Origin of the sequence: Niallia sp. FSL W8-0951, from assembly GCF_038006525.1 — a bacterium.
Taxonomy (GTDB): domain Bacteria; phylum Bacillota; class Bacilli; order Bacillales; family Cytobacillaceae; genus Niallia; species Niallia circulans.
Genome location: NZ_JBBOVK010000003.1, coordinates 1 through 24139 on the forward strand (window position 1 = coordinate 1; position 24139 = coordinate 24139).

Consider the following 24139-nt stretch of genomic DNA (forward strand, 5'->3'; position numbering starts at 1 on the left):
GTAGGACGTCGCCAGGCTGCCAAAAAGTTCTAAAAGCGTTAAGCTTTTAGAACTTTTTTTATTGCTTTTATCGATAAATGACTTTCTTCCAATTCCCCCCATACTATGTAAAAAAGCCTCTTTTTTTATCACATTAAAAGATATACATTACACAAATTATTAAACTTGAAAATTGCAATAAATCAGACTATAGTTAATATAATCTTTAAACATATGCCTTTTCTTCCATGAAAGAATGGGGATAGCAGGTTTGGAATAACTAAAAAATGGGAAAATTAATAAAACGTCTTCCTTGCTAAATAATATTTTTATCGTGTATAATTATAGTCAAATATAGTCAAAGTCAGAAGGGGGAGGCTTGGTGAGAAATATTTCGGATATAATTGAGAATTACTTAAAAGAAGTATTAGAAATGAGCGAAAAATCATTAGTAGAAATAAAACGAAGTGAAATCGCTGATAAATTTGAGTGCGTACCATCACAGATTAATTATGTAATCAATACTCGTTTTACGATAGAAAAAGGGTATGTGGTGGAAAGTAAACGTGGTGGCGGTGGTTTTATTCGAATTATGAAAGTCCAAACATATGATCATGCCCATTTAATTGACCAATTACTATCCCTTATTCAAAGTCGGATACCTCAAAATAGTGCAGAAGATTTAATTCTTCGATTAGTAGAAGAAGATGTTATCAATAAGCGAGAAGCGAAGATAATGTTAAGCGTAATTGATCGTTCTGTATTATATTTAGAATTACCATATAGAGATGAATTAAGAGCAAGATTATTAAAGGCGATGTTAACTTCATTAAAATATAAATAATATCCCTGTGCATAAATTGAGGTGAGGATTATGATGTGTTCCGAATGTAATCAAAGACCAGCTACTTTACATTTTTCTAAAAATATCAATGGCAAAATAACAGAGTTTCATTTGTGTGAGCATTGTGCAAAGGAAAATGGTGATATATTTATGACGAATGGCTCATCTGGTTTATCTTTGAATAGTTTATTAGCTGGGTTATTAAATATAGAGCCAAGTTTTCAACATATCACAGAAGATACCTATAAGAGACAGCAGCCGTTACAGTGCAAAGAGTGTAATATGACATTTTCTCAATTCAGGAAATTAGGTAAACTAGGTTGTCCTCATTGCTACGATACATTTAAAGACCAGCTGCTGCCATTTATAAAGCGGCTCCATGGTGGGAATATTGAGCACAAAGGAAAAATTCCAGAGCGTATTGGAGGCCATTTTCTCATTAAAAAGGAAATTGAGCAGTTGCGAATAGAGTTAAAAGAACTAATAAACAACGAAGAATTTGAAAAGGCAGCAGTCATTCGAGATGAAATAAAAGATAAAGAAAAGCAGTTAACTTCTTTTACTGAGGGAGGGGAGTAACGTGTCTTTAGAAAAATTTATAAGTAAAGCACGAACTTCATGGATGTGTTCCGATGGTCCTGATTCTGAAATCGTTCTTACCTCTCGAATCCGATTAGCAAGGAATATAGAGGGCGTGAAATTTCCTCTTTTATTTTCAAAAGAAGAAGCTGAGAATGTGATTCAACAGGTTGAGGGTGCAATCATAAATGAGTCCAATCAACCTTTTGGTCAATTGGAACTTCTTTCGATGAATAATTTAAATACATTGGAAAAAAGAGTCCTTGTGGAGAAACATTTAATTAGTCCTCAGCTGGCAGAGCAGTCTCCTAATGGAGCAGTCATCTTATCAGAGGATGAAGAAGTAAGTATTATGATTAATGAGGAAGATCATATTCGTATTCAGTGTATAAAGCCTGGTCTTCAAATAGAAGAAGCGATTAAAGAAGCTAATATAATTGATGATTTATTAGAAAAAAAGGTCAATTATGCTTACCATGTAGAAATGGGATATCTGACAAGCTGTCCAACTAATATCGGAACAGGATTAAGAGCTTCTGTTATGATGCATCTACCGGGAATGGTATTAACCCAGCAAATGAACCGAATTATTCCAGCGATTCAACAGCTTGGATTAGTAGTTAGAGGAATCTATGGAGAAGGCAGCGAAGCCCTCGGAAATATTTTTCAAATTTCTAATCAGATAACACTAGGTAGATCAGAAAAAGACATCATCGAGGAACTAAAAAGCGTTGTTACTCAATTAATTGAGCAAGAAAAAGAAGCAAGGAATGCATTAGCACAAACCTCAAACATACAATTAGAAGATAGGGTTTTTCGTTCATACGGTATACTGTGTAATAGTCGTATTATGGAAACAAAGGAAGCAGCTAAATGTCTATCCGATGTTCGGTTAGGAATTGATATGGGATATATAAAAAATATATCGAAAAGCATCCTGAATGAATTAATGATTCTTACCCAGCCTGGATTTTTACAACTATATGCTGGAGAAGAGATGAATCCAAATGAACGCGATATTCGTCGTGCAGTCTTAATAAGAGAAAGATTAAAATTGGAAACAGAATAGAGATTCTAAGGAGGATGAAAGTATGATGTTTGGCCGATTTACAGAAAGAGCGCAGAAAGTATTAGCACTTTCCCAGGAAGAAGCAATTCGATTAGGTCACAATAATATTGGTACAGAGCATATCTTATTAGGATTAGTTCGTGAAGGAGAGGGAATTGCTGCAAAGGCATTGCAAGCACTTGGATTAGGTGCTGAAAAAATCCAAGAGGAAGTAGAAAACTTGATTGGTCGTGGTCAAGATACAACTCAAACCGTACCACATTATACACCAAGAGCTAAAAAAGTGATTGAACTATCCATGGATGAAGCAAGAAAATTAGGTCACTCCTATGTGGGCACAGAACATATTCTTTTAGGCTTAATTAGAGAAGGTGAAGGGGTAGCTGCCAGAGTATTAAATAATTTAGGTGTAAGCCTAAATAAAGCGCGTCAACAAGTCCTCCAGTTGCTTGGCAGTAGTGAATCAGGAAATCATCCAGGCGGCTCTGCTGCTAGTGCTAATACACCAACGCTTGATAGTTTAGCTCGAGATTTAACTGCTATTGCAAGAGAAGGAAGTCTTGATCCTGTTATAGGGAGAAGCAAAGAAATCCAACGTGTTATTGAAGTATTAAGCAGACGGACAAAAAATAATCCTGTATTAATAGGGGAACCTGGTGTTGGTAAAACTGCTATTGCAGAAGGTCTTGCACAACAAATTGTTCAAAATGAAGTTCCAGAAATTTTGAGAGATAAACGTGTAATGACATTAGATATGGGAACAGTTGTTGCTGGTACGAAATACCGTGGTGAATTTGAGGATCGCTTGAAAAAGGTGATGGATGAAATTCGCCAGGCTGGTAATATCATTCTTTTCATTGATGAGCTGCATACATTAATCGGTGCAGGTGGTGCAGAAGGTGCTATTGATGCTTCAAATATTCTAAAGCCATCCTTAGCTAGAGGAGAGCTTCAATGTATTGGTGCCACAACATTAGATGAATATCGTAAATATATTGAAAAAGATGCAGCGTTAGAAAGAAGATTCCAGCCGATCACGGTTGAAGAGCCTACTAGTGATGAATCTATTCAAATTTTAAAAGGCTTAAGAGACCGTTATGAGGCGCACCATCGGGTATCAATTACAGACGATGCAATTGAAGCAGCTGTAAAATTATCTGATCGCTATATTTCAGATCGTTTCTTACCAGATAAAGCAATTGACTTAATTGACGAAGCTGGTTCCAAGGTTCGATTAAGATCTTATACAACTCCACCAAACTTGAAAGAATTAGAAGTGAAGTTAGAAGAAGTACGTAAAGAGAAGGATGCTTCTGTGCAAAGTCAAGAGTTCGAAAAGGCTGCTTCTTTACGGGATACAGAACAAAGATTAAGAGAACAGTTAGAAGAAACGAAGAAAAATTGGAAAGAGAAGCAAGGACAAGAAAATACAGAGGTGACAGTAGAAGATATTGCGAGTGTAGTATCTAGCTGGACTGGAATCCCTGTATCTAAGCTTGCGCAAACAGAAACCGATAAATTACTGAACATGGAAAATATCCTTCATAATCGCGTAATTGGTCAAGAAGAAGCAGTTATTGCTATTTCTAAAGCAGTAAGACGTGCAAGAGCTGGTTTGAAAGATCCGAAGAGACCAATAGGTTCCTTTATTTTCCTTGGTCCTACTGGGGTAGGGAAGACTGAACTTGCTCGAGCGCTGGCAGAGTCCATGTTTGGTGATGAAGATGCCATGATCCGTATTGATATGTCTGAATATATGGAGAAACATTCTACTTCTAGATTGGTAGGATCTCCTCCTGGTTATGTAGGATATGAAGAAGGCGGACAATTGACAGAGAAGGTTAGAAGAAAACCATATTCTGTTGTTCTTTTAGATGAAATTGAAAAAGCGCATCCCGATGTATTTAATATTTTACTTCAAGTGCTGGAGGATGGCCGTCTAACAGATTCGAAAGGAAGAACGGTTGATTTCCGAAACACTGTATTAATTATGACTTCCAACGTTGGAGCTTCTGCATTAAAACAAAATAAATATGTTGGATTTAATGTGCAAGATGGAGATCAAGATTATAAAGATATGAAGGGCAAAGTAATGGAAGAGCTGAAAAGAGCATTCCGTCCAGAGTTCTTAAACCGTATCGATGAAACAATCGTTTTCCATGCATTAGAGAAGAAGCATTTAAAAGAAATTGTTACTTTAATGGCAGATCAGTTAGTTAAACGTCTAACAGAACAGGATATTCAATTGACTATCACAGAAGCGGCCAAAGAAAAAATTGCGGAAGAAGGCTATGATCCGGAGTATGGAGCGAGACCACTTCGTCGTGCAATACAAAAGCATATAGAAGATCGATTATCTGAAGAACTTCTAAAGGGCACAGTATTAACTGGTCAGCAAATTGAATTGGATGTCGAAAATGGTGAGTTTACTGTGAAGGTGAACGGTGCAGAGCCAGCGGTAAATCTACAAAAATAATACCAAGAACAATTATAAAGTGACACACGTATTACAGCTTTACGTGTGTCCTTTCTTTATTTAAGATAAAATAGAAAAAATTAAATATCTATTGTTTGGGTTGGAGACGTTAGTAATAAAAGGGGAAGGAGGCAGAATATGGCTAAAAGAAAAACAAAGTTTCTTTGCCAGGAATGTGGATATGAATCAGCAAAATGGATGGGGAAATGTCCTGGTTGTGGAAACTGGAATACAATGGTGGAAGAAGTAGAGAAGAGTGCTGTTCAAAGAAAAGGTGCGTTTGCTCACACTGCAGCTAGTACTGTTGCAGCAAAGCCTATTCCTATAACAAGCATTGAAACGGTTAATGAGCCAAGAATATATACCGACTTAATGGAGTTAAACCGTGTTCTTGGCGGAGGAGTCGTGCGTGGTTCTCTTGTATTAATAGGTGGAGATCCCGGGATTGGAAAATCAACGCTTCTTTTACAAGTATCCTCGCAGTTAGCACATAAGAAACATTCTGTCTTATATGTTTCTGGAGAAGAATCGCAAAAGCAGACAAAGTTAAGAGCAGACCGATTGGGTGTAGTTTCCGATCATTTGCTTGTGTATTCAGAAACCAATCTAGAGGAAATAAGTAGAACCATTGAAAATACGAATGTGGAATTTGTGGTTATTGATTCGATTCAGACAATCTATCATCCGGAGGTCACCTCTGCCCCAGGAAGTGTTTCTCAAGTTAGAGAATGTACAGCAGAATTAATGCGGATAGGAAAAACAAAAGGAATAGCAATCTTTATTGTAGGACATGTCACAAAGGAAGGATCGATTGCAGGACCAAGATTATTGGAGCATATGGTTGATACTGTACTGTATTTTGAAGGAGAAAGACATCATACATATCGTATTTTACGCGCTGTAAAGAACCGTTTTGGCTCTACTAATGAGATGGGTATTTTTGAGATGAAGGAATTTGGACTGGAAGAGGTAGAGAATCCCTCTGAAATTTTCTTAGAAGAGCGATCACAGGGTGCCGCTGGTTCCACTGTTGTAGCATCAATGGAAGGAACAAGACCAGTTCTGGTTGAAATCCAAGCATTGATTTCACCGACTAGTTTTGGGAATCCACGAAGGATGGCAACGGGCATAGATCATAATAGAGTGCCGTTGTTAATGGCGGTATTAGAAAAAAGAGTTGGTATGTTATTGCAGAATCAAGATGCTTATTTAAAAGTAGCTGGTGGTGTAAAACTAGATGAGCCTGCCATTGATTTGGCGATTGCTGTAAGCATTGCCTCGAGTTTTAGAGATAAACCGACAAGAGCAACTGATTGTATTATTGGGGAAGTTGGCTTAACTGGAGAAGTTAGAAGAGTATCCCGTATTGAGCAAAGGGTGCAGGAGGCTGCTAAATTAGGTTTTGAGCGTGTTATTATTCCAGCTAATAATTTAAGTGGTTTGAAGGCTCCAAAGGGCTTAGAGGTCGTTGGCGTTCATACGGTTGCGGATGCTTTAAAAGCGGCTTTAGGTGATTAGCTTTTTGGAAAAAATACATTGATGTGAATTTTTAGTTGTGTTAAAATGTAATATTTAATTATTTGACTTGCGTTTATTTTTAATGCTAATCTAGTTTTATAAATAAAATAGGTATTTATCTCTTTGTCTGTGTTATATTTCCATTTTTGTAAGGGTTTAAGGATTTTTGCTGAGTTATTATTAAATGTTTCTATTGAATATAGATAATCGGGCATTATTTCCCGAGCAATGGAAAAAGGGCATTTTTAACACTAGTATATGACATAGTCATCATATCTATAAAAATAACTTTTTCATTACAAATAAAAAATTCCTGTAATATTAGGTTTCAAAACTGGGAATTTGTTTATAATGTGAAAGAGGAGGTGGAAGTATTGTTAAAACGCATTGTTCAAGTTTGTTTTTTAATTATTGGAGGAACAATCGGGTTTTTATTTATTCCTGATTTATTCTCGGTAATGTCTATCGATCATGATCTTATTAATAACGCATATGTGTCTGCAATACTTGGTGCCATTATTTTTTATCTTATTACTTTTTGGGCGATTGATTATATTGTTAACTTTATTAAGTTTTTAGAAGAATCAATTGTAAAGGCTCCGATAACGGATATAATTTTCGGTAGTCTTGGAATAGGATTTGGGTTAACTCTAGCCTTTTTAGTAGGCTATGCATTAACATCTGTTCCTGTGCTTAATACTGTCGCTCCAATCCTTTTATCATTACTTTTTGGATATTTAGGCTTTCAAGTTGGGTTTAAAAAGAGAGATGAGCTATTAACACTCTTCACAACTAGAAAGAAGAAGGTAGTGGAAGAGGAACCCACAAAAGTTGAGAAAAGTAATTTAAAAATATTGGATACTAGTGTTATTATTGATGGAAGAATAGCTGATATTTGTCAAACAGGTTTCCTGGAGGGCACAATTGTTATTCCGCAATTTGTACTGGGAGAACTTCAGCATATAGCAGATTCATCTGATGCGCTAAAACGTAATCGTGGACGAAGAGGGCTAGATATTCTAAATCGAATTCAAAAGGAATTAGCGATTAAAGTAGAAATTTACGAAGGTGATTTTGAAGATATCACGGAAGTAGATAGTAAACTAGTCAAATTAGCTAAATTAACAAATGGTGTTGTTGTTACAAATGATTTTAATTTAAATAAAGTTTGTGAACTGCAGAAGGTTGCTGTTCTTAATATTAATGATTTGGCAAATGCTGTAAAGCCAGTGGTTCTTCCAGGGGAAGAAATGAAAATACAAATTATTAAAGATGGAAAAGAACATAATCAAGGTGTTGCCTATCTAGATGATGGCACGATGATTGTAGTAGAAGAAGGTCGCAATTATATTGGAAAACATATAGATGTTCTCGTAACGAGCGTATTGCAAACGTCTGCAGGTCGAATGATCTTTGCAAAACCAAAATTATTAGAAAAAGCATTGTAAGAATAGGGGTTAGTTATATGACTTATGAAGTCATTATTCCGGCAGCAGGACAAGGGAAACGAATGGGACTAGGAAAAAACAAATTATTTCTTGAGCTAGACCGTTTACCAGTATTTATTCATACCTTAATTGTTTTCGAAAATGATCCAAACTGTAATGGAATTTGGTTGGTAGTTAGTTCAGATGATAAAAAAGAAATGAATGAACTAGTAAAAAAATATGCAATTACAAAGGTTATTGCTCTTATTGAGGGTGGTACAGAAAGACAGCATAGTGTTTACCATGCAGTAAAGGAATTATCGGACGATACAATTGTTCTTGTTCATGATGCGGCGAGACCTTTTATTCAAACAGAGCAAATAGCTAGATTAACAAAGGTTGCAGTAGAAAGCGGCGCAGCTGTTTTAGCAGTACCAATTAAAGATACGATCAAAAAAGTTGATGGTGATTTGGTAGTGGAAACAGTTGAGCGTTCAAGCTTGTGGGCGATTCAGACCCCACAAGCTTTTCGCGTTTCTATTTTAAAAGAAGCACATGAAAAGGCGATTGTCGATACATATATAGGTACAGATGATGCTAGTTTGGTGGAACGATTAGGACAAGCTGTTCAAATCGTAGAAGGAAACTATGACAATATTAAATTAACGACACCAGAAGATTTATACTTTGCCGAAGCAATTGTGGCAAAGCGAAAAGAAGATATAGCAGATAGTAATAAATAAGTTTTGAAAAGTTTTAACATAAGCAAATGAATGGAGGAGTTAAAGATGTTTCGCATAGGACAAGGGTTTGATGTTCATCAATTAGTAAGTGGAAGGCCACTGATTATCGGAGGGATAGAGATACCATATGAAAAGGGTCTTCTAGGACACTCTGATGCAGATGTTTTACTACATACGATTGCTGACGCTTGTTTGGGTGCTATTGGTGAAGGGGATATCGGAAAACATTTTCCTGATACAGATGAAGCCTTTAAAGATGCTGATTCTGCAAAATTATTGCAGCATGTATGGCAAATAGTAAAGGAAAAGGGTTATGAATTAGTGAATGCTGATTGTACGATAATGGCTCAACAGCCGAAAATGGCGCCACATATTCAAGCAATGCAAGCGAGAATTGCAGAATTGCTGGAGACAGAACAAGATAATATTAATGTAAAAGCAACAACAACAGAGAAATTAGGATTTACCGGAAGAGGAGAAGGGATTGCTTCCCAAGCAGTTGTATTGCTCCAAAAAAGAAATGTATAAATGATAACCAATTATAGAGGCGAACACCTTTTAAAGGAAAAAGCAAAGTGATAGAATAGATTAGAAAAAAGCGTAAGTAATCAAGGAGGCACAAGCATGTCTAACGAAATTCGTGTTCGTTATGCTCCAAGTCCAACAGGGCATTTGCATATAGGGAATGCGCGTACAGCGTTATTTAATTATTTATTTGCACGTAGTCAAAGCGGAAAATTTATTATCCGAATTGAAGATACGGACAAAAAAAGAAATATTGAAGGTGGAGAAGAAAGCCAATTAAAATATTTAAAATGGCTTGGTATGGATTGGGATGAAAGTACGGATGTTGGCGGAGAATACGGTCCGTATCGTCAATCTGAAAGAAATGACATTTATAAGAAGTACTACACAGAATTACTAGAAAAGGGACTTGCTTATAAGTGTTACTGTACAGAAGAGGAAATTGAAGCAGAAAGAGAAGAACAAGTAAGTAGAGGGGAAACACCTAAGTACTCTGGCAAATGTCGTCATTTAACAAAGGAACAGCAAGCGGCATTAGAAGCGGAAGGAAGACAGCCGAGTATTCGAATTCGTGTTCCTGAAAATGTTGTTTATGAATTTAATGATATGGTTAAAGGAGACGTTTCATTCGAATCAGCAACAATTGGCGATTATGTTATTGTGAAAAAGGATGGTACTCCAACCTATAATTTTGCAGTAGCAATTGATGATCATTTAATGGATATCACACATGTATTGCGTGGAGATGATCATATTACCAATACACCAAAACAATTAATGATCTATGATGCACTAGGTTGGGACAGACCTATTTTTGGACATATGACTTTAATCGTCAATGAAAGCAGAAAGAAATTGAGTAAGCGGGATGAATCCATTATTCAATTTATTGAGCAATATGAAGAATTAGGCTATTTGCCTGAAGCATTGTTCAATTTCATTGCTTTATTAGGATGGTCTCCAGAGGGAGAAGAGGAATTATTCTCTATAGAAGAATTTATCCGCATCTTTGATCCAGCAAGGTTGTCTAAGTCTCCTGCGTTATTTGATCAAAATAAATTAGCATGGATGAATAATCAATATATCAAAAAGGCTGATTTAGAAACAGTTGTTCGTCTAGCTGTTCCTCATTTAGAGAAAGCAGGCTTAGTAAGTGAAAATCGCTCAGCTGATGAAGAGGCATGGGTAAATAATTTGGTTGGTTTATATCAAGAGCAAATGAGCTGCGGTGCTGATATTGTAAACTTATCTACGTTATTCTTCAGTGCTGAATTGCAATATGATGAAGAGGCAAAAGAGGTTTTAGCTGGTGAACATGTTCCGGCTGTAGTCCAAGCGTTTAAAGAGGCATTAGCTGAAATGTCAGAGTGGAGTGCAGAGCAAATTAAAGCCGCTATTAAAGTGGTTCAAAAAGCTACTGGTCAAAAGGGCAAAAACTTATTTATGCCGATACGCGTGGCTACAACAGGTCAGACACATGGTCCTGATTTACCAAAAGCGATCGAGCTATTAGGTAAAGAAAAAATTGATGCGCGATTAACAGCATTAATTAGTTAACATTTTGGAGAAAATATAATATAGTAGTAGGAAAGCTATATAGAAAAAACGAAGATGAGGAAAAGTAAAAAAGGAGAAGCTTATTAGAGAGAATCATCACCCGGCTGAAAGTGATTCAAGTAACCTCTTTTTTGAAGTGCGCCTCAGAGTCCTGTATCGAAAAAGAATTTATTTTAGTAGATAGAGGCGGAACCTATCCGTTAACAGGGATGAGTGGAGATTATTGCTTAAAAGCAGTAATCTAAACAGAGTGGAACCGCGCCTAAATAAGCGTCTCTGTCTTTTAGACAGAGACGCTTTTTATATGGATAAAAAGCTTCGGTGAGATCAAGGGGAAGAGACGCAGTAGTTTTACTTTTTTGGCTGGAGTTTTGGGATAAAAATGAAGTAGTAAAAAATAGGGATTAAAATGTTTTTCTTGTATATAAGATATATAGACATTTAAAGGGAAACAGTGGTAAAGGAAATGACATCTTTTACGAGTGTGATGATTGCTAGAAAGCAGCATTGGAGTTGCAAAACAGGGGGGAGATTTGTATGTTTCGGCGCATGAAAGAGGATATTGCTGTAGTGTTTGAACAAGATCCTGCTGCAAGGAGCTCGATAGAAGTTATTTTAACTTATTCTGGGTTGCATGCTATATGGTTTCACAGAATTGCTCATTTCTTTTTTAGACACAATCGTTTTTTCTTAGCAAGAGTTATCTCGCAATTTAGCCGCTTTATGACAGGGGTGGAAATACATCCAGGAGCAAAGATCGGCAATCGTCTATTCATTGATCATGGTATGGGTGTGGTGATAGGGGAAACCTGTGAGATAGGGGATAATGTCACTATTTTTCAGGGAGTAACGCTTGGGGGAACGGGAAAAGAAAAAGGAAAAAGGCATCCAACCGTTAAAGATAATGCTCTTATTGCCTCCGGTGCAAAAGTATTAGGATCTATTGTAATTGGGGAAAATGCCAAAATTGGTGCAGGATCAGTTGTATTAAAAGATGTTCCTGCAAATTCGACTGTAGTAGGTATTCCAGGAAGAGTTAAAGTACAAGATGGTATTAAAATAAAGAAAGACTTAAATCATTGTGATTTACCAGATCCGATTGCGGATCGACTGAAAGAAATGGAATTGGAAATTAGCTATTTAAGAGAACAACTAAAAGAATTACAGGAAGAAAGGAGTTATAAGTAATGCCTATTCAAATATATAACACATTAACACGAGCAAAGGAGGATTTTGTTCCGCTAGAAGAGGGAAAGGTAAAAATGTATGTATGTGGACCAACTGTCTATAACTATATCCATATTGGAAATGCTCGCCCAGCAATTGTCTTTGATACTGTGCGCCGTTATCTAGAGTTTCGTGGATACGATGTACAATTCGTATCTAATTTTACCGATGTAGATGATAAGTTAATAAAAGCGGCCAATGAGCTAGGAGAAACGGTGCCGGTTATCGCTGACCGCTTTATTGACGCATATTTTGAAGATGTTTCCGCGTTAGGCTGCAAAAAGGCTGATTCTCATCCGCGTGTAACAGAAAATATGGATATTATTATCGATTTTATTGCAGCATTAATAGATAAAGGGTTTGCTTATGAGTCAGATGGTGACGTGTATTATCACACTAGAGCTTTTGATGGATATGGAAAGCTTTCTCATCAATCTATTGATGAACTTCGCTCAGGTGCAAGAATTGCAGTTGGGGAGAAGAAACAAGATTCATTAGATTTTGCCCTATGGAAGAAGGCAAAAGATGGCGAGATTTTCTGGGAGAGTCCTTGGGGGAAAGGGCGTCCAGGCTGGCATATTGAATGCTCTGCGATGGTGCGCAAATATTTAGGTGATACAATTGATATCCATGCAGGTGGGCAGGACTTAGCATTTCCACATCATGAGAATGAAATTGCTCAGTCTGAAGCATTAACAGGTAAGACCTTTGCTAATTATTGGATGCATAATGGTTATATTAATATTGATAATGAAAAGATGTCTAAATCATTAGGGAATTTTATTACTGTAAACGATATTATTAAGATTCATGATCCACAAGTGTTAAGATTCTTTATGCTTTCTGTGCATTACCGTAATCCAATTAATTATAGCGAAGAAGTATTGGAAAATACGAGAGCAGGGTTAGAGAGAATCAGAACATCTTATGAAAATTTAAAACATCGCAGTATCGCGAGTACGGATCTTACAGATACAAATGAGGAATGGATTGCAAAAATTACCGATCTTCGAAAACAATTTGTTGATAGTATGGATGATGATTTTAACACAGCGAATGGTATTTCTGTTCTTTTTGAACTATCGAAGCAAGCAAATTATTACCTGCTTGAAAAAACCACCTCTCCTGCTGTTATTCATGCTTTTATGAATGAGTTTGAAGAATTATTTGCAGTGCTTGGTTTATCTTTATCTGCGAATGAGGAATTATTAGATGATGAAATCGAGGCGCTAATAGAAAAAAGAACGCAAGCAAGAAAGGATAGGGATTTTGTGCTTGCCGATCAAATTAGGGATCAATTAAAAGCAATGAACATCATTTTAGAAGACACCGCACAAGGTATACGATGGAAAAGAGGGTAAAAGATGCTCCTCTATGATAAAAAAGTAGATGAAAAACAATTGAACAGCCTTGCCCTTGCTTATATGGGCGATGCTGTTCTTGAAATATATGTAAGAAGGCATTTATTGTATAGCGGAAAGGTGAAGCCTAATCAACTTCATCGAGAAGCGACAAAATATGTTTCAGCGAAGGGACAGGCAAAGGTAGTGCATGGTCTTTTGGAAAAAGGATTTTTCTCTGAAGAAGAGATTGCGGTATTAAAGCGAGGGCGAAATGCGAAATCAGGCACAATTCCTAAAAATACCGATGTGCAAACCTACCGATATAGTACTGGTTTTGAAGCGGTTTTGGGTTATTTATATTTAGCGAAGCGAGAAGAGCGTCTTGAGGAAATAATCAAAGCTGCTTTTTCTATCATTGAAAGCAAATAGGAGGAGCAAAAGTGTCAAGTGACTTTATTGTTGGAAAAAATGCTGTTATTGAAGCGTTAAAATCAGAAAGAGATGTAAATAAAATACTTATTGCGGAAGGTTCCCAAAAAGGCCAAATGCAAACAGTAATTGGTTTAGCTAAACAAGCAAATGTGCTTGTTCAGTTTGTTCCTAAAAAGAAATTGGATAGCTTAGTAGACGCGAATCACCAAGGTGTAGTAGCACAAGTTGCTGCTTATCAATATGCTGAAATAGATGATTTATTTGCACTAGCAGAAAAGAAGCAGGAAACGCCTTTTTTCTTGTTGCTTGATGAAATTGAGGATCCTCATAATTTAGGATCCATCATGCGAACGGCTGATGCGGTGGGTGCTCATGGGATTATTATTCCACGGAGAAGAGCGGTTGGGTTAACAGCTACAGTTGCAAAGGCATCTACTGGTGCTATCGAGCATATTCCCGTTGCACGAGTAACAAATATGGCAAGGACGATAGAGGAACTTAAAACGAGAGGAATATGGATTGCAGGAACGGATGCAAAAGGAAGTGAAGATTATCGCAAATTTGATGGAACGATACCATTAGGATTAGTGATTGGCAGTGAAGGAAAAGGCATGGGAAGATTGATTAAGGAAAAATGCGATTTTCTTATTCATTTACCAATGGCTGGAGCTGTTACGTCTTTAAATGCTTCTGTTGCAGCGGCACTTTTAATGTATGAGGTATATCGGAAACGCCATCCGCTTGAGGGATAATAATGGACATTCTTATTGTTGACGGCTATAACATTATTGGTGCTTGGCCAGAATTAAATGTACTAAAGAATAGAGACCTTGCAGCAGCAAGAGATGCTTTAGTAGCGAAAATGGCAGAATATCAGGGCTATTCCGGATACAGAGTAATGGTTGTTTTTGATGCATACTATGTAAAAGGCACAGAGAAAAAATATAAAGATTACAAGGTGGAAGTCATTTTTACCCGTGAAAATGAAACGGCTGACGAGCGTATCGAAAAACTAGCTATTGAACTAAATAACAGAAAAACACAAATTCATGTTGCAACTTCAGATTTTACAGAGCAATGGGCTATTTTTGGACAAGGTGCCCTGCGGAAATCAGCGCGCGAATTATTGTTAGAAATGGCTGGGATGGAACAGGAAATCGGAAAAAAAGTAAAAAAAATTAAAGAAAAAAAACCAGCTGCAAAGATTCCGCTTTCAAGAGAAGTGGAAGAAATTTTCGAAAAATGGCGACGTGGAGAGAAATGAGTTGTTGACGCTCAAAAAAAGGCTAGAGTATAATGGATTTATCCATGATTGCACGGTCGGGGGGATCTGTATGAGTACTGACAGCTGGACTAAGAGTAACAAGTATATTGGAAATTATATGGAACTTGAAGATGAAGTGTTGGTGGAATTGGTGCATCAAGGGGAAAGTGATGCTTTGGATTATTTAATTCAAAAGTATCGTAACTTTGTGCGAGCTAAAGCCAGATCCTATTTCTTAATCGGAGCGGACAAAGAAGATATTGTGCAAGAGGGAATGATCGGTCTTTATAAGGCAATACGCGATTTTAAAGAGGATAAGCTTTCTTCCTTTAAGGCATTTGCTGAATTGTGTATAACAAGACAAATCATTACTGCGATCAAAACGGCCACTAGGCAGAAGCATATTCCTTTAAATTCTTATGTCTCTTTGGACAAGCCCATTTACGATGAAGAATCTGATCGAACGTTAATGGATATTATCTCTGGAGCAAAGGTTCTTGATCCAGAAGAATTGATCATTAATCAGGAAGAATATGATCACATTGAGATCAAAATGTCTGAATTATTGAGTGATTTAGAAAGAAAAGTATTGTCTCTATATCTTGATGGTCAATCCTATCAAGAAATTTCTGAGGAATTGAATAGGCATGTGAAGTCTATTGATAATGCCCTTCAGCGGGTGAAAAGAAAATTGGAGCGGTATTTAGAAATAAGAGAATTCTCGCTATAAGCGTAAAAGGTTGAAATAGCAAATATTTACTGATATTGACATCTTACGCCTGTCCATGATACAGTTTGAGAAGATATAAAGGACGTAGTAGGTGTAGGTCGAATGAGAAAAAAGATTGTATTAGCATGTGAAAAATGTGGGTCAAGAAATTATTCTACTGTGAGTAACAATGGTACAGAACGTTTAGAAGTAAAGAAATTTTGTCAAAATTGTAATGCTCATACTGTTCATAAAGAAACAAAATAATGATTTTGGATAATGCCCGCTCTTAAAGATGGAGGTAACAAAAATGCAAAGTGCTGTTAAGTATTTTCGTGAAGTTGGTAGAGAATTAAAGAAAGTTAGCTGGCCGAAAAAAAAGGAGTTAACTAATTATACACTCACAGTCCTTGTGACAGTTGTCTTTTTTGCTATCTTCTTTGCTGTTGTTGATTTAGGAATTTCCGAACTTATTCGTTTAATACTTGAATAACAGTTGTCTACTCATGGTATAATGGTAAAACGATAGGAAACATTTACAAAAGCCCGGTAACGGGTTTTTTCATTTGCTGAAAAATAAATGACTTGTTCCTTACAGATACTATAAAAAACAGCACGAAAAAAATAATGTTGCAGGGAGGGACGGACGAAGTAGTCCTCTTTTATGGAAAAAAACTGGTATGTAGTGCATACGTACTCTGGATATGAGAATAAGGTGAAAGCTAATTTAGAAAAACGGGTAGAAACAATGGCGATGCAAGATAAAATTTTTCGCGTGGTTGTACCTGAAGAAGAAGAAACAGATATCAGAAACGGTAAAACAAAAGTAGTAAAAAGAAAAGTATTCCCAGGTTATGTGTTGGTAGAAATTGTTATGACCGATGATTCTTGGTATGTCGTACGTAATACCCCTGGTGTAACTGGATTCGTTGGTTCCGCTGGGTCTGGATCAAAACCAACGCCGCTTTTACCAGAAGAAGTCCAAGTAATTCTGAAAAGAATGGGCGTAGAAGAACAAAGAATTGAAATTGAATTTGAATTAGGAGAAACAGTAAAAGTAAATGAAGGTCCATTTGCTAATTTCACTGGTACAGTTGAGGAAATTGATAAGGATAAAGCAAAGGTTAAAGTACTAGTAAATATGTTTGGTAGAGATACTCCTGTAGAGCTCGATTTTACACAAATTGAAAAATTTTAACTAGAAAACTTGAAATGGTATTGAAAAAGTGTTACTATTTCATAGGTCAGTATATCTCATAAAGAGATAAGATATTGTCAAATTTCTTTATTTCATATAAAGACGATAAGTTGAGTGGGAGGGGAAACCCCTATTACCACATCACGGACTTTAAGGAGGTGTGTCTCGTGGCTAAAAAAGTAATTAAAGTTGTTAAATTGCAAATCCCAGCAGCTAAAGCGAATCCGGCACCACCAGTTGGTCCTGCATTGGGTCAAGCTGGCGTAAATATTATGGGATTCTGTAAGGAGTTTAACGCTCGTACAGCTGAACAAGCTGGTTTAATCATTCCTGTTGAGATTACGGTTTTCGAAGACCGTTCATTTACATTTATTACAAAAACTCCACCTGCTGCAGTTTTACTTAAAAAAGCAGCTGGTATCGAGTCTGGTTCTGGTGAACCAAATCGTAATAAAGTAGCAACTGTTAAGCGTGATAAAGTACGCGAGATTGCTGAAACAAAAATGCCTGATTTAAATGCAGCTAGTGTTGAATCTGCTATGCGCATGGTTGAAGGTACTGCCCGCAGCATGGGTATTGTTATTGAAGACTAAACCTATATATGGTTAGTGTTGATTAAGGTTGTGACGACGGTGAATCTTTAGTCGCAACCTTTATTCGTGGGAGGTAATTCCGCTAAAACCACAATTCAAGGAGGAAATATAGTTATGGCTAAAAAAGGTAAGAAGTATTTAGAAGCTATCAAACTTGTTGATCGTACTAAAGCTTACCCAATTCAAGAAGCAATTGAGTTAGTGAAAAAAACTAGCACTACAAAATTTGATGCATCAGTTGAAGTTGCTTTCCGTCTAGGAGTAGATCCTAAGAAAGCAGACCAACAAATCCGTGGAGCAGTAGTTCTTCCAAACGGTACTGGTAAAACTCAACGCGTTTTAGTTTTCGCTAAAGGTGAAAAATTAAAAGAAGCAGAAGCAGCAGGTGCAGACTATGTAGGCGATGCTGAATATATAAATAAAATCCAACAAGGTTGGTTTGATTTTGACGTAATCGTTGCAACTCCAGATATGATGGGTGAAGTTGGTAAACTTGGTCGTGTATTAGGACCTAAAGGTTTAATGCCAAACCCTAAAACTGGTACAGTTACATTTGATGTAACAAAAGCAGTTAACGAAATCAAAGCTGGTAAAGTAGAATACCGTGTAGACAAAGCTGGTAACGTACATGTTCCAATCGGTAAAGTTTCTTTCGATGAAACTAAACTAGTTGAGAACTTCAAAACTATCTTTGATACAATGTCAAAAGCAAAACCAGCTGCTGCAAAAGGTACTTACATGAAGAACGTATCTGTTACTTCAACAATGGGACCTGGCGTAAAAGTAGATCCATCTACTGTTTGATAAAAATTGGTATTTGACAAAATAAGATGGATAGCATATACTTCATCTTGTTGAAAAAATAAATAACATTTGTACCGTAGACAGTAGGTGCTAATTTTTTAGCTTAATTCCCTGCCGAGGTAATACGATAGATTATTTGATCAGTTGTGAGAACGACTATTGTATACACCTCCATGTCTGAAAGATATGGAGGATTTTATTTGTCGGTATGAATGTAGAAATTCTACAGGAGGTGTAAAGATGAGCAGCGTAATCGAACAAAAGAAACAAATAGTATCTGATATTGCGGAGAAATTCAAAGCAAGTAAATCAACTATCGTTGTTGACTACCGTGGTTTGACTGTTTCAGAAGTAACTGAACTTCGTAAACAACTTCGTGATGCAGGAATCGAGTTTAAAGTTTTCAAAAACTCTTTAACTCGCCGTGCTGCAGAATCTGTTGAATTAGCAGGTTTAAACGAATCCTTAACTGGTCCAAACGCTATTGCGTTCAGTAATGAGGATGTTGTTGCACCAGCAAAAATTCTAAATGACTTCGCTAAAAACCATGAAGCATTAGAAATTAAAGCGGGAGTAATCGAAGGGAACTTAGCAACAGTTGAAGAAGTAAAAGCTCTAGCTGAACTTCCATCACGCGAAGGTTTACTTTCTATGTTACTCAGCGTTCTTCAAGCACCAATCCGCAACCTTGCTCTTGCTACAAAAGCAGTTGCAGATCAAAAAGAAGAACAAGGCGCATAATCTTTTATACGGAAACGTATCATAAAACCCCAAAAAACAAGGAGGAAACATATAATGTCTAAAGAACAAATCTTAGAAGCAGTTAAAAATATGACTGTTTTAGAATTAAACGATTTAGTAAAAGCAATTGAAGAAGAATTTGGAGTAACTGCTGCTGCTCCTGTAGCTGTAGCTGCAGGTGGCGGAGAAGCTGCTGCTGAAAAATCTGAGTTTGATGTAGTTCTTGCATCTGCTGGAGATCAAAAAATCAAAGTTATCAAAGTTGTACGTGAAATCACAGGTCTTGGTCTTAAAGAAGCAAAAGAACTTGTTGACAACACTCCAAAAGCAGTTAAAGAAGGAGCTTCTAAAGAAGAAGCTGAAGAAATCAAAGCTAAACTTGAAGAAGTTGGAGCTAACGTTGAAGTTAAGTAATGTTAGTTAAAAAGAAGCTCGCTATTTTAGCGGGCTTTTTTTTCCTGAAAGTGAGAAGGACTTAAGAAAAGTTAGCCGCAATTTACCAAGTTAGAAGTGAAATATGAACTGCTGGGAGAATTATCTTCTAAGGAGTCTCTAAATAAGATACTGTTGGTATATGATAGCTTTAGGATAAGTCGTCTGCGCTTTTTTATTGATTACAATCTAAGTTTTGTAGTCAATCCTCAAGTAGTCTTCCTTAAATAAATTCTCCTAAGGAGGTGTTCGTATGACGGAACATTATTATTCCCGAACCCAAAATGTAAATAGCGATCCAAATTACTGGAATTTTACGCTTAAAGGTAATACAATACGTTTTAAAACAGATAATGGAGTCTTTTCTAAAAAGGAAGTGGACTTTGGATCCAGATTATTGATAGAGACGTATACCTTGCCTGATTTAGATGGAGATATATTAGATGTAGGTTGTGGATATGGCCCGATAGGTTTATCTATTGCGAAGACTTCCCCAAATAGAATGGTCCATATGGTTGATGTTAATTTACGTGCTATTGAATTAGCAGAAGAAAATGCCAGACAAAACGGCGTTGAAAATGTTCGTATTTATGAAAGTGATCGACTTCTTCGTGTAAAGGGAAAAAAATTTGCCTCTATTTTAACCAATCCGCCAATAAGAGCGGGGAAGAAAGTAGTTCATGATATTTTTGAGCAAAGCTATGACTGCTTAGTACCTAATGGGGAATTATGGGTTGTGATTCAAAAGAAACAAGGAGCACCCTCTGCTATTGCAAAATTAGAAGAATTCTTTAAAGAGGTAAACGTAGTAGAAAAGAAAAAAGGCTATTTTATAATTCAAGCAAAAAAGATTGACTAGTCCTTTTTGTTGTGATAGCATTGTATAATGCCAATATAATATTTTTCTGAAACTCGCAATTTTATCTAAGTTACTGTATAAAATTGGTGTAAGAAGGAAAAACTAACAGAATAATATTAGAAATATGAAAATGTGGTTTTTTGATTGGAAAACCCTTTTTCTTTTTGTCTTATAAAAATGGGTCTAATATCCTTTTTTATAAGATGTTAATAGATGTACTATAACGTTTGATTTGAGGGGTGAATCAGTTGACAGGTCAACTTGTTCAGTATGGACGACACCGCCAGCGGAGAAGCTACGCACGAATTAGTGAGGTTTTAGAATTACCAAATCTTATTGAAATCCAAACCTCTTCCTATCAATGGTTTTTAGATGAGGGATTGCGAGAAATGTTCCAGGACATTTCACCTATTGAAGATTTTACTGGCAATTTATCACTTGATTTCATTGATTATAGCTTAGGAGATCCTAAGTATTCAGTGGAAGAATCGAAAGAGCGAGATGTTACATATTCTGCACCTTTGCGTGTGAAGGTTCGTCTTGTGAATAAAGAAACAGGAGAAGTAAAAGACCAAGATGTATTCATGGGTGATTTCCCGCTTATGACTGAAACTGGTACTTTTGTTATTAATGGTGCGGAACGGGTTATCGTTTCTCAGTTAGTACGTTCTCCAAGTGTTTATTATAATGGAAAACTTGATAAGAACGGTAAAAAAGGATTTACTGCTACAGTAATTCCTAACCGTGGAGCATGGCTAGAGTATGAAACAGATGCAAAGGATGTAGTATATGTACGTATTGATCGTACACGTAAACTTCCTGTTACTGTTCTGTTACGCGCTTTAGGATTTGGTTCCGATCAAGAGATTATTGAATTGATTGGTGACAATGAGTATTTGCGTAACACTTTAGAAAAAGATAACACAGAAGGAACAGACAAAGCGCTATTAGAAATTTATGAGCGTCTTCGTCCGGGAGAACCACCTACTGTGGAAAATGCAAAAAGTCTATTGGTATCAAGATTTTTCGATCCAAAAAGATACGATCTTGCGAATGTAGGTCGTTATAAAATTAATAAAAAGCTTCATATTAAAAATAGATTATTTAATCAGCGTTTAGCAGAAACATTAGTGGATCCTGAAACTGGCGAGATTATCGCTGAAAAAGGAACTCTTTTAGATCGCCGTGCGCTTGACCGTATTATTCCTAATCTAGAAAACAATATTGGCTTTAAAAAGCTGAGCCCATATGGCGGAGTATTAGAAGATGATGTTGTTGTACAATCGGTGAAAATTTATTCACCACTAGATGAAGGGGATAAAGAAATTAATGTTATTAGTAATGCATATGTAGAAGAAGCTGTGAAAAACATCTCTCCTTCAGATATCATTGCTTCTATCAGTTATTTCTTTAATTTATTGCATGGAGTAGGTCTAACAGATGATATTGACCATTTAGGTAACAGACGTCTTCGTTCTGTAGGCGAATTGTTGCAAAACCAATTCCGTATTGGTTTATCTAGAATGGAGCGTGTTGTTCGCGAAAGAATGTCTATTCAAGACACGAATACTATTACACCGCAGCAGCTAATTAATATCAGACCTGTTATTGCATCTATCAAAGAATTCTTTGGAAGCTCTCAGCTTTCTCAATTCATGGACCAAACAAATCCATTAGCAGAATTAACACACAAACGTCGTTTGTCTGCATTAGGACCTGGTGGTTTAACAAGAGAGCGTGCAGGAATGGAAGTTCGTGACGTTCACTATTCTCACTATGGCCGTATGTGTCCGATTGAAACACCTGAGGGGCCAAACATTGGTTTGATTAACTCCTTATCTTCTTATGCAAAAGTAAATCGTTTCGGATTTATCGAAACACCGTACAGACGTGTTGATCCTGAGACAGGTAAAGTATCGTCGCGAATAGATTATTTAACAGCTGATGAACAAGATAACTATGTTGTTGCCCAAGCGAACGCTCGTTTAGGTGAAGATGGTTCCTTCTTAGATGAAGATGTTGTAGCACGTTTCCGTGATGAGAACGTTGTTGTTAAGCGTGATCGTGTAGACTATATGGACGTATCTCCAAAGCAGGTTGTATCTGCTGCGACAGCGTGTATCCCATTCTTAGAAAATGATGACTCTAACCGTGCCTTAATGGGTGCGAACATGCAGCGTCAAGCAGTACCTTTAATGCAGCCGGAAGCTCCAAGAGTAGGAACTGGAATGGAATATGTTTCAGGAAAAGACTCAGGTGCAGCTGTTATCTGTAAGCATCCTGGTATTGTTGAACATGTAGAAGCACGTGAAGTGTGGGTTAGACGTATTTCTGAAGTAGATGGTCAAGAAGTAAAAGGAAATCTTGATAAATATAAAATGCTTAAGTTTGTTCGTTCAAACCAAGGTACTTGTTATAATCAACGCCCGATTGTTGCTGTAGGTGATAAAGTAACAAAAGGCGAGGTTTTAGCTGATGGTCCTTCTATGGAACTTGGTGAATTAGCCCTTGGACGTAACGTATTAGTTGCCTTTATGACATGGGACGGATACAACTACGAGGATGCTATTATCATGAGCGAACGCTTGGTAAAAGATGATGTTTATACTTCTATTCATATTGAAGAATATGAATCAGAATCTCGTGATACAAAATTAGGACCGGAAGAAATTACGCGTGATATTCCGAATGTCGGAGAAGATGCTTTACGCAACTTAGATGATCGCGGAATTATTCGCATCGGTGCTGAAGTAAAAGATGGTGACTTGCTTGTTGGTAAAGTTACACCTAAAGGGGTAACTGAATTAACAGCAGAAGAACGATTATTACATGCTATCTTTGGTGAAAAAGCACGTGAAGTACGTGATACAAGTTTACGTGTTCCACATGGTGGCGGCGGTATCGTCCACGATGTTAAAGTCTTCAATAGAGAAGATGGAGACGAATTACCACCAGGTGTTAACCAATTAGTACGTGTATATATTGTTCAAAAACGTAAAATCCATGAAGGCGATAAGATGGCAGGTCGTCACGGTAATAAAGGGGTTATCTCCCGAATTCTACCCGAAGAAGATATGCCATACTTACCAGACGGAACACCAGTTGATATCATGTTAAATCCACTAGGTGTACCATCACGTATGAATATCGGTCAGGTGTTAGAATTGCATCTTGGAATGGCTGCAAGAAGCTTAAATATCCATGTTGCATCTCCAGTATTCGATGGTGCTCGTGAGGAAGATGTATGGGAAACAATTAGAGAAGCCGGAATGGCGCAAGATGCGAAAACAGTACTATATGACGGACGTTCAGGTGAACCTTTTGATAACCGTGTATCCGTTGGAGTTATGTATATGATCAAACTTGCTCATATGGTTGATGATAAGCTACATGCTCGTTCAACAGGACCATATTCTTTAGTAACGCAACAACCACTAGGAGGAAAAGCTCAATTCGGTGGTCAGCGTTTTGGAGAGATGGAGGTTTGGGCGCTTGAGGCTTATGGAGCTGCTTATACTTTACAAGAAATTCTTACTGTTAAATCAGATGACGTTGTTGGTCGTGTGAAAACATATGAAGCTATTGTAAAAGGAGAAAACGTTCCAGAACCTGGAGTTCCTGAATCATTCCGCGTATTAATGAAAGAGTTGCAAAGTTTAGGGTTAGATGTAAAAATCTTATCTAGCACGGAAGAAGAAATTGAAATGAGAGACACAGACGATGATGATGATATTCATCAAGCTGAATCTCTGACAATTGTTTCCGAAACACAAGAGCCTGAGTCAGAAAAGGTAGGCATGCAAGAATAATAAAGTAATGA

24 protein-coding genes and 2 other annotated features are annotated in these 24139 nt (G+C 36.9%); all 24 genes read left to right on the forward strand.

Features of this window, described 5'->3' with window-relative positions; genetic code table 11:
* The first annotated feature begins 361 nt into the window (after positions 1-361).
* The 24 genes from NSS71_RS22255 to rpoB all read left to right on the forward strand — a co-directional run bounded on the left by NSS71_RS22255 (position 362) and on the right by rpoB (position 24128).
* The gene (locus NSS71_RS22255; RefSeq protein WP_047943688.1) at positions 362-823 is read left to right on the forward strand and encodes a CtsR family transcriptional regulator; all 462 of its coding nucleotides are present in this window, start codon (positions 362-364) and stop codon (positions 821-823) included.
* A 30-nt stretch (positions 824-853) separates the two neighbouring features.
* Entirely contained in the window at positions 854-1402 is a 549-nt protein-coding gene (locus NSS71_RS22260; RefSeq protein WP_047943689.1) for a UvrB/UvrC motif-containing protein, read from the forward strand.
* Position 1403: 1 nt separating this feature from the next.
* Positions 1404-2471 carry a protein arginine kinase gene (locus NSS71_RS22265; protein ID WP_047943690.1) on the forward strand — a complete coding sequence of 356 codons (1068 nt, stop codon included), beginning with the start codon at positions 1404-1406 and terminating at the stop codon, positions 2469-2471.
* A gap of 22 nt (positions 2472-2493) precedes the next feature.
* Entirely contained in the window at positions 2494-4947 is a 2454-nt protein-coding gene (clpC, locus tag NSS71_RS22270; RefSeq protein ID WP_341152056.1) for an ATP-dependent protease ATP-binding subunit ClpC, read from the forward strand.
* A 138-nt stretch (positions 4948-5085) separates the two neighbouring features.
* Positions 5086-6465 (forward strand): DNA repair protein RadA, encoded by a 1380-nt coding sequence (radA, locus tag NSS71_RS22275; protein WP_047943692.1) that lies wholly within the window; start codon positions 5086-5088, stop codon positions 6463-6465.
* Positions 6466-6839: 374 nt separating this feature from the next.
* Positions 6840-7913, forward strand: a complete 1074-nt coding sequence (locus tag NSS71_RS22280) for a PIN/TRAM domain-containing protein (protein WP_047943693.1) — start codon at positions 6840-6842, stop codon at positions 7911-7913.
* A gap of 17 nt (positions 7914-7930) precedes the next feature.
* Positions 7931-8635, forward strand: coding sequence for a 2-C-methyl-D-erythritol 4-phosphate cytidylyltransferase (gene ispD, locus NSS71_RS22285; RefSeq protein WP_061800920.1), 705 nt, complete (start codon positions 7931-7933; stop codon positions 8633-8635).
* A gap of 45 nt (positions 8636-8680) precedes the next feature.
* On the forward strand, positions 8681-9163 hold the full coding sequence (ispF, locus tag NSS71_RS22290) for a 2-C-methyl-D-erythritol 2,4-cyclodiphosphate synthase (protein ID WP_061800919.1): 483 nt from the start codon (positions 8681-8683) through the stop codon (positions 9161-9163).
* A 96-nt stretch (positions 9164-9259) separates the two neighbouring features.
* Complete coding sequence (gene gltX, locus NSS71_RS22295; RefSeq protein WP_336044537.1) at positions 9260-10717, forward strand: glutamate--tRNA ligase; 1458 nt, start codon at positions 9260-9262, stop codon at positions 10715-10717.
* 42 nt (positions 10718-10759) lie between these two features.
* Positions 10760-10998, forward strand: a binding site (T-box leader).
* Positions 10999-11254: 256 nt separating this feature from the next.
* Entirely contained in the window at positions 11255-11905 is a 651-nt protein-coding gene (gene cysE, locus NSS71_RS22300) for a serine O-acetyltransferase (RefSeq protein ID WP_047943697.1), read from the forward strand.
* Positions 11905-13305: a cysteine--tRNA ligase gene (cysS, locus tag NSS71_RS22305; protein WP_095259478.1), complete on the forward strand. Its 1401-nt coding sequence runs from the start codon at positions 11905-11907 to the stop codon at positions 13303-13305. Before cysE ends, cysS begins: the two co-directional genes overlap by 1 nt.
* Before the next feature lie 3 nt (positions 13306-13308).
* Positions 13309-13716, forward strand: a complete 408-nt coding sequence (locus NSS71_RS22310) for a Mini-ribonuclease 3 (protein WP_047943699.1) — start codon at positions 13309-13311, stop codon at positions 13714-13716.
* An 11-nt stretch (positions 13717-13727) separates the two neighbouring features.
* Positions 13728-14471 (forward strand): 23S rRNA (guanosine(2251)-2'-O)-methyltransferase RlmB, encoded by a 744-nt coding sequence (gene rlmB / locus NSS71_RS22315; RefSeq protein ID WP_047943700.1) that lies wholly within the window; start codon positions 13728-13730, stop codon positions 14469-14471.
* Positions 14472-14473: 2 nt separating this feature from the next.
* On the forward strand, positions 14474-14983 hold the full coding sequence (locus NSS71_RS22320) for an NYN domain-containing protein (RefSeq protein WP_341152057.1): 510 nt from the start codon (positions 14474-14476) through the stop codon (positions 14981-14983).
* 70 nt (positions 14984-15053) lie between these two features.
* The gene (sigH, locus tag NSS71_RS22325) at positions 15054-15713 is read left to right on the forward strand and encodes an RNA polymerase sporulation sigma factor SigH (RefSeq protein WP_047943702.1); all 660 of its coding nucleotides are present in this window, start codon (positions 15054-15056) and stop codon (positions 15711-15713) included.
* A gap of 102 nt (positions 15714-15815) precedes the next feature.
* Positions 15816-15959, forward strand: a complete 144-nt coding sequence (gene rpmG, locus NSS71_RS22330; RefSeq protein WP_047943703.1) for a 50S ribosomal protein L33 — start codon at positions 15816-15818, stop codon at positions 15957-15959.
* Between the two features lie 43 nt (positions 15960-16002).
* Entirely contained in the window at positions 16003-16185 is a 183-nt protein-coding gene (secE, locus tag NSS71_RS22335) for a preprotein translocase subunit SecE (protein ID WP_047943704.1), read from the forward strand.
* A 171-nt stretch (positions 16186-16356) separates the two neighbouring features.
* Positions 16357-16890 (forward strand): transcription termination/antitermination protein NusG, encoded by a 534-nt coding sequence (nusG, locus tag NSS71_RS22340; RefSeq protein WP_016204544.1) that lies wholly within the window; start codon positions 16357-16359, stop codon positions 16888-16890.
* Positions 16891-17057: 167 nt separating this feature from the next.
* On the forward strand, positions 17058-17483 hold the full coding sequence (gene rplK / locus NSS71_RS22345) for a 50S ribosomal protein L11 (RefSeq protein WP_031537888.1): 426 nt from the start codon (positions 17058-17060) through the stop codon (positions 17481-17483).
* Between the two features lie 114 nt (positions 17484-17597).
* Positions 17598-18287, forward strand: coding sequence for a 50S ribosomal protein L1 (rplA, locus tag NSS71_RS22350; protein ID WP_047943705.1), 690 nt, complete (start codon positions 17598-17600; stop codon positions 18285-18287).
* A 56-nt stretch (positions 18288-18343) separates the two neighbouring features.
* Positions 18344-18495: a sequence feature (ribosomal protein L10 leader region), on the forward strand.
* Positions 18496-18527: 32 nt separating this feature from the next.
* Complete coding sequence (gene rplJ / locus NSS71_RS22355; protein WP_047943706.1) at positions 18528-19028, forward strand: 50S ribosomal protein L10; 501 nt, start codon at positions 18528-18530, stop codon at positions 19026-19028.
* A gap of 54 nt (positions 19029-19082) precedes the next feature.
* Entirely contained in the window at positions 19083-19442 is a 360-nt protein-coding gene (rplL, locus tag NSS71_RS22360; RefSeq protein WP_047943707.1) for a 50S ribosomal protein L7/L12, read from the forward strand.
* A 271-nt stretch (positions 19443-19713) separates the two neighbouring features.
* On the forward strand, positions 19714-20319 hold the full coding sequence (locus NSS71_RS22365) for a class I SAM-dependent methyltransferase (protein ID WP_047943708.1): 606 nt from the start codon (positions 19714-19716) through the stop codon (positions 20317-20319).
* Positions 20320-20567: 248 nt separating this feature from the next.
* Positions 20568-24128 carry a DNA-directed RNA polymerase subunit beta gene (gene rpoB, locus NSS71_RS22370; protein WP_047943709.1) on the forward strand — a complete coding sequence of 1187 codons (3561 nt, stop codon included), beginning with the start codon at positions 20568-20570 and terminating at the stop codon, positions 24126-24128.
* The last annotated feature ends 11 nt before the right edge of the window (positions 24129-24139 follow it).